The sequence below is a fragment of the Psychroserpens damuponensis genome, from assembly GCF_000826655.1.
GTDB lineage: Bacteria > Bacteroidota > Bacteroidia > Flavobacteriales > Flavobacteriaceae > Psychroserpens > Psychroserpens damuponensis.
In genome coordinates this window covers 345969-362531 of record NZ_JXJO01000017.1, presented here as the reverse complement: position 1 = coordinate 362531, position 16563 = coordinate 345969, and the positions used below count along the sequence as shown (strand labels likewise).

12 protein-coding genes are annotated in these 16563 nt (G+C 32.8%); 6 read left to right on the top strand and 6 right to left on the bottom strand.

Going from position 1 to position 16563, the window contains the following annotated elements:
* Position 1 precedes the first annotated feature (1 nt).
* The 4 genes from TD29_RS10410 (at position 2) to TD29_RS10395 (ending at position 7345) form a co-directional block, all read left to right on the top strand.
* Positions 2–1288, top strand: coding sequence for a M23 family metallopeptidase (locus TD29_RS10410; RefSeq protein ID WP_040280517.1), 1287 nt, complete (start codon positions 2–4; stop codon positions 1286–1288).
* Positions 1288–2934, top strand: a complete 1647-nt coding sequence (pgi, locus tag TD29_RS10405; RefSeq protein WP_040280516.1) for a glucose-6-phosphate isomerase — start codon at positions 1288–1290, stop codon at positions 2932–2934. The genes TD29_RS10410 and pgi overlap by 1 nt, the downstream gene beginning before the upstream one ends.
* A gap of 163 nt (positions 2935–3097) precedes the next feature.
* Complete coding sequence (locus TD29_RS10400) at positions 3098–5680, top strand: TonB-dependent receptor (protein WP_040280515.1); 2583 nt, start codon at positions 3098–3100, stop codon at positions 5678–5680.
* Between the two features lie 12 nt (positions 5681–5692).
* On the top strand, positions 5693–7345 hold the full coding sequence (locus TD29_RS10395; RefSeq protein ID WP_040280514.1) for a choice-of-anchor J domain-containing protein: 1653 nt from the start codon (positions 5693–5695) through the stop codon (positions 7343–7345).
* Between the two features lie 135 nt (positions 7346–7480).
* Here TD29_RS10395 and gldD read toward each other — a convergent pair whose 3' ends face one another.
* The 4 genes from gldD to mutY all read right to left on the bottom strand — a co-directional run bounded on the left by gldD (position 7481) and on the right by mutY (position 10987).
* Positions 7481–8062 carry a gliding motility lipoprotein GldD gene (gldD, locus tag TD29_RS10390; RefSeq protein ID WP_040280513.1) on the bottom strand — a complete coding sequence of 194 codons (582 nt, stop codon included), beginning with the start codon at positions 8060–8062 and terminating at the stop codon, positions 7481–7483.
* Between the two features lie 15 nt (positions 8063–8077).
* A complete protein-coding gene (locus TD29_RS10385; protein WP_040280512.1) occupies positions 8078–9385 on the bottom strand; it encodes a gliding motility-associated protein GldE in 1308 nt (435 codons plus the stop codon).
* Between the two features lie 25 nt (positions 9386–9410).
* Entirely contained in the window at positions 9411–9863 is a 453-nt protein-coding gene (locus tag TD29_RS10380) for a single-stranded DNA-binding protein (RefSeq protein WP_040280511.1), read from the bottom strand.
* A 77-nt stretch (positions 9864–9940) separates the two neighbouring features.
* On the bottom strand, positions 9941–10987 hold the full coding sequence (mutY, locus tag TD29_RS10375) for an A/G-specific adenine glycosylase (protein ID WP_040280510.1): 1047 nt from the start codon (positions 10985–10987) through the stop codon (positions 9941–9943).
* Positions 10988–11120: 133 nt separating this feature from the next.
* Here mutY and TD29_RS10370 point away from each other — a divergent pair, with 133 nt between their 5' ends.
* Together TD29_RS10370 and TD29_RS10365 are read left to right on the top strand one after the other, a co-directional pair.
* Positions 11121–11411: an HU family DNA-binding protein gene (locus TD29_RS10370; RefSeq protein ID WP_028870804.1), complete on the top strand. Its 291-nt coding sequence runs from the start codon at positions 11121–11123 to the stop codon at positions 11409–11411.
* A 388-nt stretch (positions 11412–11799) separates the two neighbouring features.
* Positions 11800–13344, top strand: coding sequence for an Rne/Rng family ribonuclease (locus TD29_RS10365; protein WP_040280509.1), 1545 nt, complete (start codon positions 11800–11802; stop codon positions 13342–13344).
* 897 nt (positions 13345–14241) lie between these two features.
* Here the strand turns inward: TD29_RS10365 and TD29_RS10360 are convergent.
* Together TD29_RS10360 and TD29_RS10355 are read right to left on the bottom strand one after the other, a co-directional pair.
* On the bottom strand, positions 14242–15279 hold the full coding sequence (locus TD29_RS10360) for an aldo/keto reductase (protein WP_040280508.1): 1038 nt from the start codon (positions 15277–15279) through the stop codon (positions 14242–14244).
* A 301-nt stretch (positions 15280–15580) separates the two neighbouring features.
* A complete protein-coding gene (locus TD29_RS10355; protein ID WP_040280507.1) occupies positions 15581–16540 on the bottom strand; it encodes an OmpA family protein in 960 nt (319 codons plus the stop codon).
* Between the last annotated feature and the right edge of the window lie 23 nt (positions 16541–16563).

Below are 16563 nucleotides of genomic sequence, written 5' to 3'. Positions count from 1 at the left end.
AATGCAACTAAAACAATTATTAATAGCACTTACAATATGCATCTGTTTTTTTTCATGTAAAGATGATAAAAAACAAGACGAAGCACCATTACAAACCATAGTAGAGCCAGAATCAATTAAAGAATTTGGATTTGTTCTAGAAGATTACATCGTAAAACGTGATACCATAAAAAGTGGCGATAGTTTTGGTGAAATTTTAGAACGAAATAATATTGGCTATCCAAGGATTTTTAATATCGCAGAGAAAATTAAAGATAGTTTTAATATTAGGAATCTTAAAGCAGGTAAGCCTTATACACTTTTATGTGCTAAAGATTCATTGCAAACTCCAGAATGCTTTATATATCAGCCAAATAGTATAGATTATGTGGTTATTAAGTTTGCTGATACCATTGTCACCTATAAAGAGAAGAAGCCTATTAGCCTTGTTCAAAAAGAAGCCTCTGGTATAGTAATGAATAACTTGTCTGAAACCATGGAGCAACAAGGTTTGCCTTATGAGTTAATTAATGATATGAGTGATATTTATGCTTGGACAATTGATTTCTTTAGACTCCAAAAAGGCGATCGCTTTAAAATTGTTTACAAACAACGGTTTATTGAAGATTCTATACCTGCAGGAATAGAAAGTATAGACGCAGCTTATTTTAAACATAAAGATGAGCCGTTTTATGCATTTAATTTTGAAGTAGATAGTACTAAAAATATTTCCGATTATTTTGATGAAAACACGAAGAGCTTAAGGCGAACCTTCTTAAAAGCTCCTGTGCAGTTTAGTAGAATATCATCACGTTATAATTTAAATCGTCGAATTAAATATTATGGTTATAAATTGAGACCTCATAAAGGTACCGATTTTGCAGCACCAATTGGTACAGAGATATTAGCAACTGCAAATGGTACAGTAACAGAGTCTACGAGACGTGGTGGAAACGGGAAATATGTAAAAATTAAACACAACGGAACCTATAGCACACAATATTTGCATATGAAAGCTCAAAATGTCAAAAAAGGCGATTTTGTAAAGCAAGGTGATGTGATTGGTTGGGTAGGTATGACAGGTAATACAGGTGGACCACATGTGTGTTATCGTTTCTGGAAAAATGGTAAACAAGTAGATCCATTTAAAGAAAAATTACCAGCAGCAGAGTCCATCCCAGATTCCCTAAAAACAAACTATACAGAGTTTATCAAGCCTTTAAAAATCCAATTAGATAATATTCAATTTAATGATAATACAATTGATATTCCTTCGGAAGAAGAAACGCTAACCTCTAAAATACAATAATGGCACTTAAAACAATCAACCCAACTAAAACTGCAGCTTGGACTAAATTACAAGCACATTTTGAAACGATAGCGCATACACATATGAATGATTTATTTGCTCAACAAGCGAATCGAGCAGATGTTATGACAATTAAATGGGAAGATTTTTATGTAGATTATTCAAAGCATCGTATTTCTGAAGACACAATAAAATTACTTTTAGAATTGGCGGAAGAAGTCGATCTTAAAGATGCTATGAGTAAATATTTTGGCGGTGACACCATTAATAAAACTGAAGGTCGAGAAGTATTACACACGGCATTAAGAAATCCTGAAAATGCTCAAGTACATGTTGATGGCAAAAATGTAATGTCAGACATTTATAAAGTCAAGCAAACAATAAAAGAATTCTCCAACAAAGTAATAGAAGGAGAATTAAAAACCTACAAAGATCAACCTTTTACAGATATCGTAAATATTGGAATTGGTGGTTCAGATCTTGGACCAGCCATGGTTGTAGACGCGCTTACATATTATAAAAACCATTTAAACACGCATTTTGTGAGTAATGTAGATGGTGATCATGTCAATGAAGTGATTAAAAATTTAAATCCAGAGACGACACTTTTTGTAATTGTTTCAAAAACATTTACAACGCAAGAAACACTATCAAATGCTAATACGTTAAGAACGTGGTTTTTAAAACACGCTCCCAAAACTGCAGTATCTAAACATTTTGTGGCTGTGTCTACGAATATCGAAAAAGTGAAAGCCTTTGGAATTGATGAAAACAATATTTTTCCAATGTGGAACTGGGTTGGAGGACGATTTTCATTATGGAGCGCAGTAGGCCTATCTATTAGCTTGGCTGTTGGTTTTGATCACTTTGATAAACTGCTTTTAGGAGCGCATAAAATGGATGAGCATTTTAAAACCGAAGATTTTGATAAAAACATTCCAGTAATTACAGCGCTTTTAAGTGTGTGGTATAATAATTTTTTCAATGCTGAAAGTGAAGCAGTCATTCCATATTCGCAATATTTGAACCAATTTGCTACCTACCTTCAACAAGGCATAATGGAAAGTAATGGGAAAAGTGTTGATAGAAATGGAGCTAAAGTAAATTACCAAACGGGTACCATTATTTGGGGAGAACCAGGTACAAACTCTCAACATGCATTTTTTCAATTGATACATCAAGGTACTAAATTAATTCCTGCAGAATTTATTGGTTTTGCAAAATCACTTCATGGAGATCAAGGTCATCAAGATAAATTGATGTCTAACTTTTTTGCGCAAACGGAAGCCTTAATGAGTGGTAAATCTCAAAAATCCGTTATTGATGAATTGAAAGCTCAAAACGTTTCCGAAGAAAAAATAAAAGAGTTAACACCATTTAAAATATTTGATGGCAATAAACCTACAACTACCTTTTTAATCGAAAAGTTAACTCCAGAAAGTTTAGGGAAACTCATTGCCATGTATGAACACAAGATATTTGTTCAAGGCATTATCTGGAACATTTTTAGCTATGATCAATTTGGAGTAGAATTAGGGAAGCAACTTGCAAACACGATTTTAGAGGAGCTAGAAGATGACAATGTTATGAACAATCACGATCAATCTACTAAAAATCTCATTAATTACTATAAAAAACAAAAGTAATTAATGTTAATTAATTAGTTGTAAGTCAGCGGTGTAATTTCAGTTTTTAAGATAATTTTAAGTGAATTTAAGTGTTAATAATTCTTAACACTATGGTAATATAGGATCGTTTTAACAGACGTATTTTTGCCAAAAATTAAAACTCTTAATTAAATCTTAAACAATGAAAAAATTTTCAAAATGTTTATTGGTTCTTGTAGTATTTTTGTGCACTACAATCGCCTTTTCTCAAAGCACAATAACTGGTAAGCTCATAGGATCTGATATGAATGAGCCTTTGCCTGGAGCTAATATTGTAGAAAAAGGAACGTCAAACGGAGCAGTTACCGATTTTGATGGAAACTTTTCTATTAAAACAAATGCAACTTCTGGAGAATTAGTGATTTCATTTGTAGGTTACAATTCTCAAACAATTTCGTTTTCAGGAGACCAAGATTTAGGGACAATCACATTAACATCTAGTGAAGTTGGGTTGCAAGAAGTGCAAATTATCGCATCGGTTGCAGTAGACAGAAAAACACCTGTTGCCGTATCTACAGTTAGAGCTGCCGATATCGAATTGAAATTAGGAACACAAGAATTTCCTGAAATCTTAAAATCAACTCCTGGTGTATATGCAACTAAAGCTGGTGGTGGTTTTGGAGATGGTAGAGTTAATCTTAGAGGTTTTCAGTCTGAAAACGTCGCAGTTATGATTAACGGTATTCCTGTAAATGATATGGAAAACGGAGCTGTATACTGGTCTAACTGGGCAGGATTAGGTGATGTTACAAGCTCTATGCAAGTGCAAAGAGGTTTAGGAGCTTCTAAAGTTGCTGTGCCTTCAATAGGTGGTACTATTAATATTGTGACAAAAACAACAGATGTTGAAGAAGGTGGTAATGTGTATACAACTCTAGCAAATGATGGGTATCAAAAATTTGGTTTTACATATTCTACTGGTTTATTAGAAAATGATTTCGCTGCAACTGTGTCTGCAGCAAAAACAGAAGGTGATGGTTATGTTGATGGTACAGAGTTCAATGCTGTATCTTATTTCATTAATTTATCAAAAGAAATTAATGATAATCACAAATTATCTTTTTCAGCTTTTGGTGCTACTCAACGTCACGGTCAAAGACAAAACAGACAATTAATTGAAACTTATAATGAAAGTGAAAGAGGAAGAAAGTTTAACGCTGATTGGGGTTATAAAAACGGACAAGTAACTCATGTTGAAGATAACTTTTATAACAAACCTCAAATATCTTTAAATCATTACTGGAATGTTAATGATAAGACCTCTATTTCAACTGCAGCATATGCTTCATTTGGAACTGGTGGTGGTGGAGGAACTGCTGGTTCTTTAAGCAGTAAATTTAATCTCTCTAGTACAGATTATAGAATTGGAAACTTAGGTCCAATTGACATAGATAAAATTGTAGACGAAAACATCGACAATGGTGCAAACGGATCTACAGCAGCATTAAGAGCATCTAGAAATGACCATATTTGGTATGGAATTCTTTCAACGTTAAAAACAGATTTATCTGACGAACTTGTATTATTAGGTGGTTTAGATTTTAGAGATTATACGGGAATACATTTTCAAGAAGTTACAGATTTATTAGGTGGTCAATTTTTGGCAGATGATAGTAATGTAAATAATCCAAATGCAGCATTGCAAGTTGGTGATAAGAGAAGTTATTATAATGATGGTAAAGTTAATTGGTTAGGTTTATTTGGTCAATTAGAATATTCTAAAGATCAATTAGCAGGATTTGTGTCTTTATCTGCATCTAATACAAGCTACAAAAGAATTGATTATTTTAACTATTTAGATAGTGATCCTTTACAAGAAACAGATCGTTACAATTTCTTCGGTTTTGGAGCAAAAGGTGGTGCTAACTACAATATTGACGGTAATCATAATGTATTTGCTAACTTAGGATACTTTGAAAAAGCACCAGATTTTGATGCAGTATTCACACAATTTGATAACGAACATATTATTGAAGATGCTGAAAACGAAAAAGTTTTAAGCTTTGAATTAGGTTACGGTTATAGAAGCGATAAATTATCTGCAAACGTAAACCTTTACAGAACGACATGGAAAGATAGAACAGAGACTGTTGGGTTTCAACAACCAGATGGGACCTTTGCTTCTGCAAATGTTTTAGGCGTTAACGCCATACACCAAGGTATTGAAATAGATTTCGTTTATAAGGCTACGGAAAAGTTAAAACTAACAGGTATGGCTTCTTTAGGTGACTGGAGATGGCAAAATAACATTGAAGGTGTAACTATTTTAGATGAAGATCAAAATGTGATTAGAACAGTTAACTTGTTTATCGAAGATTTACATGTTGGTGATGCTGCTCAAACAACATTTGCATTAGGAGCTAACTATCAAATAGCACCAGAAACAAGATTAACTTTAGACTATAACTACTTTGATAATCTATATGCTGATTATGATCCAAGTAGACGTGGTGATGAAGGAGCACCAGATGCTTGGAAAGTTCCTGCATATGGTACATTTGATACCGCTGTCTCTCACGGTTTTAAATTTGGTAACTTTGATGCTATATTAACTGCTAGAATTAATAATATTTTAGATACTGAATACATATCTGATGCAAACGATGGAGGTGAAGTAGGTACACCAGGTGACGCTGGATATATTCCACCATCAACATCAAAAACTGCGTTAGTGTACTACGGTTACGGAAGAACATTTAGTGTAGGTGCAAAACTTAAATTTTAAAAAATTAAGAAAATGAAAAGAATAATTTATTTATTAGCCATTATTTTAGGAACAGCCATTGTAGGTTGTAATCCTTTAGAAGATATCAATAATGAAATTGATGCACAAGACAACTCAATTGTTGGAATTGATGAATTTACAATGACAACAGAAGATTATGCTGCTATTATAGAACAAGGAGAAGATGATGATCCAGATTATTACGAAACTTTTGAAGCATTTAGTGATGTAGAGGATGCAAAACTTATGTTGCCAGATTTTTTAAGTGATAAATACCCATATTGGGGAGAAGGTTCTTCAGTAACTGTAAATTATAACTTATACGATGGAAACCCTGCAGATGTAGGTGCTTATGTAAATGCAGATGATTATGAGTTAGCGAGTAGTGATTACCCAACTGGAGCAAGTAATGCATTTTTTCCTAATGAAAATCCTGCAGACTTTTTAGAAGACATATTAGATGCTCAAATCGCAAGTCCTACTCTAGGTCAAATAGTTTTAGTAGAATATGATCAATATACTCAAGAGCCTGTTGTTGGTTTTGCACCATTAATAACATATGATTTCGCTGGAAGTTTTGAAGGTTGGTCTGTTGTTGAAGAATTTGGAGATGATGATGCTTGGACATCTTCAGATGATTACATTCAAGGTAATGGTTTCTTTGGCGGACAAGTTGCTAATGTAGAATGGCTAGTGTCTCCATCAATTGACTTATCTGACGAAACTGACCTAAGATTTCAAATAACTCACGCTATAAAATATGCTGCTGATGCATCTTTACTTAAAATATTAGTATCTACAGATTATACTACAGATGTTGATACTGCAAACTGGGATGAAATTAACTTAGCAACTACAGCTGGAGTAGATACTTTAGATCCATCAGAAGATTATGATTTTTCTGCTTACGAAGGAGAAACAATTAATATCGCATTTAAATATGAATCTACAGATGATGATGCTGGACGATGGAGAATAGAAAGTGCTGTTATTAAAACAGTTGGTATTACTGGGCCTACGGTAACAAATACTGATTATTATGAGTATGATGGTTCTTCTTGGAATCTTGTAGATGGTGCTTATTATTTAACGACTGCAGATTATGATTCTATGGGTGAAGGTTCTAATCAGCCTGGTCAATATAATAACTTTGGTAGTTCTACTTTACCATCAAATTATTTACCACAGTTTTTAAGTATTAAATTTCCATTCGCTCAAGAAGAAGACGAAATCTTTATTACGTATAAATATTATGGTGGATCTGACGTTGGTACAGTAGTTAAAGGAAACCTTTACACGTTTACAAATGGAAGTTGGACTCCTAATGTATCTTCATTACAGTTTGGTTATGAAAGTGGTGTTTGGGTTCCAGATAATACCATTAGATATACTTTAACAAATCCTGATTATGAATATATTGGTAACACTTTAGCTTCAGATCCTGAATATGCTGATATCGTTAATACACTTATCGAATATCATGATTATGATTATAACTGGACATCTGCTCAAGTTACTTATTCATTGACTGTATTTTTAGATTATTTAGATCCGAGTGCTGTTGAAGGACAAAAATATCAAGTAACATACTTACTTTATGATAATGGCTTACAAGTGTTAACTGAAAGCTTTATAAAAGAAGGTGGAGAATGGGTTGTTGATTAACAACAATAGTTCTAACATATAAAAAATGCCTATCGCTTGCGATAGGCATTTTTGTTTTTTCAAAGTAAAAGAAATTAAATGTAGTGTTAGTTCAAAAGATGAAATTGTTTTCACTGAATACTGAACACTAAACACCTACTCTTTCCACTCTACAGTTTCCATAATATGCTTTATATCGTTTTTTAGATATGCTGCTGCTGGTAATATGGAGTCATAGTTAGGTTTAGCATAAAAATATAAAGAACCAGTTAAAAAGTGCTTTGTGCTATCTGTAACATAAAATTGCGATTGTGACGCAGCGTTTCCTCCTACTGCATAGAACATTCCAAAGACATTATGCTCAGCGTTTTCAAATAGAACGCTTTCAATTTCATCTGCTTTTAATGTGTGTTTTTGAGTTAGTGATTGCGCATCTATTAATAGTGAATCTAGATTGGTATCGTTAACCGCTTTGTAAGTGAGATAAATTGTGCCTTTCATTTTAGGGTAATTAATATTTACTCCTAACAGGTTGTTGATACCATCTAATTTAATACTAGAGATTTTTTCAGCATATTCATTTTTTTCAAATGTAAAAGGAAGTCTTACATCTACTTGAGAATATTTGGGAGTTTCATAATCTAATCTTAACATCGCTTTTGGTTTTGGTAACGGATCATTTCCGCAGGAAAAACAAGCAAGTGCTAACAATGGGAGAATTATTTTTTTAATTGTCATAATAAATGAACAGCTTTAGTGTAATATGGTAAACTTAATTTGTTTGATGCGCTTTTTGTCTAAAGCTTCTACAGTAAAAACGTAATTTTTGAAATTTATTTTACTTTGACGTCTTGGGAAAATTCCAGAAATCTCTAATACAAAACCTGCAATGGTTTCGGCTTCGCCTTTATGATCTTCAAAATCTGTATCGTCATCAAGCTTTACAATTTTATAAAAATCTTTTAGGGTTGTTTTACCTTCAAAAGAATAGTTGTATTCATCTATTTTGGTGTAAATAACGTCATCATCATCAAATTCATCACTTATGTCACCCACAATTTCTTCAATAACATCTTCTAAAGATACGACGCCAGATGTGCCACCATATTCATCTACCACGATGGCAAGATGTACTTTTTTCTCTTGGAACTCTACCATAAGGTCATCAAGCTTCTTATTCTCTGGTACAAAAAATGGGTCACGCAATAAGGTGGTCCAATTAAAAGTGTCTCTATCTATATAAGGTAGTAAATCTTTAACATACAAAATACCAATAACGGTATCTATACTATCTTTATAAACCGGTATTCTAGAATAACCGTTATTAATGACCTCAGTAATTATATCGGTATAATTTGCGTCTTCGCTTAAAGCAAAAATATCCATTCTTGGTCGCATGACCTGTTTCGTGTCTGTATTACCAAAGGAGACAATTCCTTTTAAAATTTTATGTTCTTCATCTGTAGTATCACTATCTCCTGTAAGTTCTAAAGCTTGGGATAATTGATCTACACTAAGGTTTGATTTTTGTTTCCCTAATTTATTGTGAATGCCTACAGTTATTTGTCGCATAGGTAAACTAATAGGTGAAAAAATAACATCAAGTATTTTGAGAGGTATGGCCATAAATACAGCAAACTTAACTCGGTTTCTACTTGCATAAATTTTAGGGACAATCTCACCAAATAGTAAAATTAAAAATGTGATTACTACAACTTCTAAAAGAAACCTAACCCAAGTGACGTCTACACTAGCAAAAAGTGTTTCGCCTAAATACGCAAAGAGGATTACAATCCCAATATTAATAAAGTTATTAGCAACCAATATTGTTGCTAAAAGTTTTTTAGGACGCTCTAAAAGTTTAGAAATTATATTGAATTTTTTTGAATTCTCCTCAAGACCCAAATCAATATCAGATTTGCTCAATGAGAAAAAAGCAACTTCTACACCAGAAATTAATGCAGAGCAAAATAGTAAAACAAAAAGCAGTATAAGCCCAGAAACGAAAGATACGTTTGTGTTGAGCATGGTAATTATTAAACTCGTGGGTTCAGGATCCAATTTAGGTGTTTTTAGTTTATTTTAATTAAAACGGAAGATCATCAGTACCCTCAGTTTTAGATTGAGTTGCAGGATTACTAGCTGGTTTTTGCGCAGCTTGTTGAGGGTTTGGAGTTGGCACATTTCCGCCTTGATTATCATTTTTTGCAGATAAAAACGTGAAATCTGTACACTGGATCTCTGTAGAGTAGCGATCCATACCTTTGTCGTCTTGCCATTTTCTAGTTTTAAGTCGCCCTTCAATATATACCTTATCGCCTTTAGATAAATATTTTTCACAAATCTCTGCCGCTTTATTTCTTACAACAATATTATGCCATTCTGTATTTGTAACACGCTCGTTAGTTTGTTTGTTGGTATAGGTTTCATTGGTTGCTAAAGGAAAACGGCCAACACAATTTCCACCATCAAAATAATGCATCTTTACTTCATCTCCCAAATGCCCAATAAGCATCACTTTATTTAATGTTCCTGACATAATCTATTTTGTTTAAGCTTACAAAATTAAGCAATTTGTAATCATGGTATTAAAAGTATGAAAAATATATGTAATTTCTAAAATGGGAAATTAAACGTCGTAATAAAATTACTAATTAAAATAGGTGTTGGATATGTTTTTACTTCGGAAAATGGAACACTATCTCCATTGATCGTTTTCACCTCAATAATCCAAAATTTAGTATAAAGATGTTGATGTGATAATTTATGGACTATAGGTTCTGGATTAAAAATGCTAAAAGTAAAATCTTCAGTTTTAAAATACGCTTTAATCAAAGCATGGTTTTCAAAGTTTGCAGCAGTAATTTCTGTGTCACTTTCAATTAAAGGAAATTGATATAGGTTTTGCCAAATCCCTTTTGAAGTACGTTTTTCAAATAAGGTTTTTTTATCTTCGGAAATGAGCACTAAAAAATTAAAGTGCTTTTTGGTGACTTTCGTCTTTTTAAGTTTTACAGGTAATAGATCTACTTGTTTTTTTTGCACCGCAACACAACTTGCATTTAAGGGACACACGTCGCAATTTGGATTTTTAGGTTTACATTGTATAGCGCCAAACTCCATAAGTGCTTGATTATAATCACCAGGATTATTGGTGTCAAGAAGTTTTGTAGCCAAGGCTTTAAACTCTTTTATACCTGGAGTACTATTAATAGGAGTAGAAATTCCAAAAAACCTAGAAAGCACACGATACACATTTCCATCAACAACAGCATGAGCTTCATTAAAGCAAATAGACGAAATAGCACTTGCTGTATAATCACCAACACCTTTTAACTTTATGATATCATTATAAGTCGTAGGAAACACACCCTGTAATTCATTGCAAATATATTTTGCAGATGCATGTAAATTTCGAGCCCTAGAATAATATCCTAATCCTTGCCAAAGCTTTAAAACGTCTTGTTCATTGGCATTTGCTAAGTCAAAAACTGACGGAAAACTGGTAACAAAAGCTTCATAATATGGTAACCCTTGCTTAATTTGGGTTTGCTGCATAATTATTTCACTCAACCAAATATGATAAGGATTTTTGGTGCTTCTCCAAGGTAAGTCTCGCTTATTAACTGAGTACCAATATGTTAAAATTGTGGTAAAATTCATTTAGAATATTCAATAAATACAAAAGTAAATCTTTAGTAGGTTAAATTTTAATTAATTACGCTTGAAATATTGAAATTAAATTACATATATTTGCATCCCTTATAATTAATAGATAACCCTAAAATTAATAACAATGACAAAAGCTGATATAGTAGCTAAAATTTCTGATAAATTAGGAATTGAAAAAGGAGATGTTCAAGCAACAGTTGAAACATTCATGGAAGAAGTTAAATCTTCATTAGAAGGTGGAGACAATGTATACCTTAGAGGTTTTGGAAGTTTTATTGTAAAAACAAGAGCCGAAAAAACTGGGCGTAACATTTCAAAAAACACAACAATCAAAATACCTGCACACAATATTCCTGCATTTAAACCTGCAAAAGTATTCGTAGAAGGTGTTAAGACAAACGTTGAAGTAAACTAAAACACAGGTATCGAAAAGGTTTCGGTATTTAAACGAATATTAATTTAAAAAATACTTATTTATGCCAAGTGGTAAAAAAAGAAAAAGACACAAGGTAGCGACGCATAAGCGTAAAAAACGTAGACGCGCTAATCGTCACAAGAAAAAATAAATTGAAAAAGTAGTTTTATAACTACTTTTTCAATTTTAGCTCATCTTGATTTTTTTTGCTTTTTACAAAACAGAAAAAATCAAGAAGAGTTTATTTATAACAACGTTCTTTGATATAAAATTCATGAGTTATTTATGTTTTACCAACATAATACATGAGTTTGCTGGATTAAATATCCTGTGTCAAAATAATATCCATCTGTTTTGAAATGAATCAAAATAGATTAAAATTAACAAAATGGAAAAAGAATTGATTATTAGATCGAGTTCTGATGTTGTTGATTTTGCCTTATTAAAAGATGGAAAACTTATCGAATTACACAAAGATGAAGATGATAACAACTTTGCAGTTGGTGATATATTTATTGCCAAAACACGCAAATCTGTTCCTGGTCTAAATGCTGCATTTGTAAATGTAGGTTATGAAAAAGATGCGTTTTTGCATTATCATGATTTAGGACCAAAATTACCGTCACTTTTAAAATTCGTTAAACGTGTAAGCGCAGGTAGACATACCGATTTTTTACTGAAAAATTTTCAGTTTGAGAAAGATATAGACAAAAACGGAAGCATTGCTAACGTCTTAAAATCTAATCAATCTCTATTAGTACAAATTGTAAAAGAACCAATTTCAACCAAAGGCCCTCGTATTAGTAGCGAGTTGTCAATTGCAGGCCGTTATATAGTTCTTGTACCATTTTCTGATCGTATTTCAATCTCTCAAAAGATTGATTCTAAAGAAGAAAAAGAACGTTTAAAACGTTTGGTAAAGAGTATTACGCCTAAAGGTTTTGGTGTTATAATTCGTACAGTCGCACAAGGCAAAAAAGTTGCCGAACTCGATAAAGATTTACAAAATTTGCTGAGTAGATGGACAGCAATGTGTAAAAAATTAAATAAAGCACATCATCCTAGTAAGGTGTTAAGTGAAATGAATAAAGCCTCTTCAATATTAAGAGATATTTTTGATGATTCATTCTCTAGCATTACAGTAGATGACGAAGTGCTTTATGAACAAATTAAAGATTACGTGCAAGAAATTGCACCTGCTAAAGAATCAATAGTGAAAATGTACAAAAATGGCGTACCACTTTATGAAAAGTTTGGAATAGAACGTCAAATAAAAACCTCCTTTGGTCGTACAGTATCTATGGCAAGAGGCGCTTATTTGGTAATAGAACATACCGAAGCGATGCATGTTGTTGATGTTAATAGTGGTAATAGATCTAACAAAGAAAAAAATCAAGAAGACACTGCATTAGAAGTCAATATGATTTCTGCTTCAGAGATTGCTCGTCAATTACGTTTACGTGATATGGGAGGCATTATCGTAGTAGATTTTATTGATATGAATAAAGCAGAGAATCGAAAAAAATTGTACAATCATCTTCGTGACGAAATGAAAGATGATAAGGCAAAACACAAAATTTTGCCTCCTAGTAAGTTTGGTTTAATACAAATTACCAGACAACGTGTTCGCCCAGAACGCAATATTAAAACAAAAGAAGAAAATCCAAATGGTATTGCAGGTGAAGAAATTGAAGCACCTATTAAAGTGATTCAAAAAATTACTCAAGACCTAGAGAGACTCTTTAAAAAAGACTATAAAAAGATAACGCTTAATGCGCATCCATTTATAGCAGCCTTTATAACCAAAGGGTTTCCATCAGTACGTTCTAAGTGGTTTATGGAACACAAAAAATGGGTAAAAGTTTTACCTAGAGATGCTTACACATATCTTGAATACCATTTTATTGATAAAAATGGTAAGGAAATCAAATAATATCTAAAGCCCCTTTTCGAAATGCGAAAAGGGGTTTTTGTTTTTAATAGGTTTTATTTTTCTTCGGAAATCATCTAGACAAAGCCAATTGGTCTTAACACTATCGCTAAGCATTTTAAATATGCTTTCGCATCATTATAAATTACTAGCAAGTTTGTCATTCAGAAGGAGGCACGACTGAAGAATCTTTTAATTAAAGAAGAGATTACAAGATTTCGCTCGCAGTGACAGAATACTATAACAACCATCGCTAGTGTTTCATTATAATTAGTGCTTTAGGCACGCGTTGCAAACGAACGCCATCGCAGATTTTTGTTTTTAATAGGTTTTATTTTTCTTCGGAAATCATCTAGACAAAACCAATTGGTCTTAACACTATCGCTAAGCATTTTAAATATGCTTTCGCATCATTATAAATTACTAGCAAGTTTGTCATTCAGAAGGAGGCACGACTGAAGAATCTTTTAATTAAAGAAGAGATTACAAGATTTCGCTCGTAGTGACAAAAAACTATAACAACCATCGCTAGTGTTTCATTATAATTAATGCTTTAGGCACGCGTTACAAACGAACGCCATCGCAGATTTTTGTTTTTAATAGGTTTTATTTTTCTTCGGAAATCATCTAGACAAAACCAATTGGTCTTAACACTATCGCTAAGCATTTTAAATATGCTTTCGCATCATTATAAATTACTAGCAAGTTTGTCATTCATAAGGAGGCACGACTGAAGAATCTTTTAATTAAAGAAGAGATTACAAGATTTCGCTCGTAGTGACAGAAAACTATAACAACCATCGCTAGTGTTTCATTATAATTAGTGCTTTAGGCACGCGTTACAAACGAACGCTAACGGAAGCGTGTTTTTAATTAAAGCACATTTCCGAAGAAAAGAAATCAAGGCGCAGGATTAGGAATATCTGCATGCACTTCATTTATCGCTTTTAAAATCTCGTCACTTAACGTAATATTCACACTCTCAATATTTTCTTCTAATTGCTCTAAAGAGGTTGCTCCAATAATATTACTCGTTATAAAAGGTCTATCGGTTACGAAAGCCAAAGACATTTGTGCTAAGGTCATATTGTGATCTTCAGCAATTTTAAGATAACGTTTTGTAGCTTCTGTACAATTGTCACTGCTGTATCTTGCAAATCTTGGAAATAACTTCAATCTTGAATTATCTGGTGCTTTACCATTGAGGTATTTTCCTGATAAAACACCAAATGCCATAGGAGAATAAGCCAACAATCCAATGTCCTCACGAATAGCAACTTCTGCCATATCTCCTTCAAAAACACGATTAAGTAAAGAATAGGCATTTTGTATGGTCACCATTCTAGGCAAATCATTTGTTTTTGATTCTTCTAAATAACGCATCGTTCCCCAAGCTTTTTCATTTGAAATACCAACCTGACGAATTTTTCCAGATTTTATGATGTCATCTAGATTATGAAGAATCTCATTAAAATTATCTGTCCAAGGATCATTAGTAATATGATTGTAATCCCTTACGCCAAATGTGTTAGTTTGACGCTCAGGCCAATGTAATTGGTATAAATCTATATAATCGGTTTTTAAACGCTTTAAGCTATTGTTAACGGCATCGTTGAGTGCGTCTTTACTAAATCCGTTAGTTCTAATATGTGCTGTGTAATCACCTGTGCCAGCAATTTTACTAGCTAAAACGACTTTATCACGATTGCCAGTTTTTTCAAACCAGTTACCAATGATTCTTTCGGTTTCTGCATAGGTTTTTTGTTCTGCAGGAACTGGATATAACTCTGCAGTATCAAAAAAATTAATGCCGTTGTCTAACGCTAAATCCATTTGAGCAAAGCCTTCGTCTTGGGTGTTTTGATTTCCCCAAGTCATGGTGCCTAAGCAAATTTTACTAACTTTTATATCTGTTTTAGGTAAGGTTGTGTATTTCATCTTTAGTTCCCATGAAAATGGGAATCTCTTTAGTTAAACTTAAATGTATGTAAATATAAAAAGACCTTTCAGCTTTTTAAAGCTAGAAAGGTCTAAATGTATGTTAAGGTTTTGTAATCTTTCCGTCTTTGATTTCTTTATTAAAATCAAATCTACCTTCCCTTGTACTTTGACTAGGCTCAGCAATCAAGAGAAGTATTTCGTATGAGATTCTTCGCTTTGCTCTGAATGACAAAAAAAGTTTAATGTCATTCAGAAGGAGGTACGACTGAAGAATCTAGAGATGAGAAATGTCTATGAGTTATATATCATTTAGCAGCTTAGAAATTTCATCCAACTTAGGCGTTAAAATGACTTCTATACGTCTATTTTGTGCTTTTCCAACCGAAGTTTCATTACTAGCTATTGGAGCAAATTCGCCACGACCTGCAGCAGTTAGGTTCTCTGGTTGTATGGATGGGTTTTCTCTTAATATGTTAACGATAGCAGTAGCACGTTTAGCAGATAAATCCCAATTTCCACTTAATTGATTATTTCCTTTATAAGGTACATCATCAGTATGACCTTCAATTAAAATAGCAATTTCTGGATTTTCGGCTAATACGTCTCCTAGCTGTTGCACAGCTTGTTTACCTTGAGATCCAACTGCCCAACTTCCCGATTTAAAAAGGAGTTTATTTTCCATAGACACATAAACTTTCCCGTTGCGTTGTTCTACTGTTAATCCTTTACCTTCAAAATTGGTTAAGGCTTTAGATATAGCATCTTTAAGTTTAGTCATTGCAGCATCTTTACTCGCTATGACGTGTTCTAACTCAGCAACACGTTGAGATCTAGATTCTAATTCTTTTTTTAGTTTTTCTAGTCGTGCGTTTTCTGCAAGTAAAGCTTGCTCTTTAGCTTCGAGTTCAGCTAATAATTCTCTATTCTTTTTAGAATTTTCGGCAATTGATGCACTACTGTTTTTTTCTAATGCGTTATAAGAGGCTTCAAGATTTTCTTTTTCTCTTACTAATGCTTTGTATTCTCCTTCCCAACGATTACGATCGGCAATAGCATTATCGTAATCATCTTGAGATGCATTTAAATCATTTTTAGCTTGGTTTAAAGCGGTTTCTAGATCACGATTACTATCTGCTAATTTTCTGTTCTCTTTTTTTAGATTAGCATACTTACTTTCTAAATCTGTATAGATTTTTTTAGAAACGCAGGACGTTGTTAGTACTAATGTTAGTGCTATTAATGACAATTTTTTAAGCATAGGTATTTGTATTTCGATTTGTT

Coding starts and splice junctions, on each gene's coding strand:
- TD29_RS10410 (WP_040280517.1), top strand. CDS start 2: ATGCAACTAAAACAATTATTAATAGCACTTACAATATGCATCTGTTTT.
- pgi (WP_040280516.1), top strand. CDS start 1,288: ATGGCACTTAAAACAATCAACCCAACTAAAACTGCAGCTTGGACTAAA.
- TD29_RS10400 (WP_040280515.1), top strand. CDS start 3,098: ATGAAAAAATTTTCAAAATGTTTATTGGTTCTTGTAGTATTTTTGTGC.
- TD29_RS10395 (WP_040280514.1), top strand. CDS start 5,693: ATGAAAAGAATAATTTATTTATTAGCCATTATTTTAGGAACAGCCATT.
- gldD (WP_040280513.1), bottom strand. CDS start 8,062: ATGACAATTAAAAAAATAATTCTCCCATTGTTAGCACTTGCTTGTTTT.
- TD29_RS10380 (WP_040280511.1), bottom strand. CDS start 9,863: ATGTCAGGAACATTAAATAAAGTGATGCTTATTGGGCATTTGGGAGAT.
- mutY (WP_040280510.1), bottom strand. CDS start 10,987: ATGAATTTTACCACAATTTTAACATATTGGTACTCAGTTAATAAGCGA.
- TD29_RS10370 (WP_028870804.1), top strand. CDS start 11,121: ATGACAAAAGCTGATATAGTAGCTAAAATTTCTGATAAATTAGGAATT.
- TD29_RS10365 (WP_040280509.1), top strand. CDS start 11,800: ATGGAAAAAGAATTGATTATTAGATCGAGTTCTGATGTTGTTGATTTT.
- TD29_RS10360 (WP_040280508.1), bottom strand. CDS start 15,279: ATGAAATACACAACCTTACCTAAAACAGATATAAAAGTTAGTAAAATT.
- TD29_RS10355 (WP_040280507.1), bottom strand. CDS start 16,540: ATGCTTAAAAAATTGTCATTAATAGCACTAACATTAGTACTAACAACG.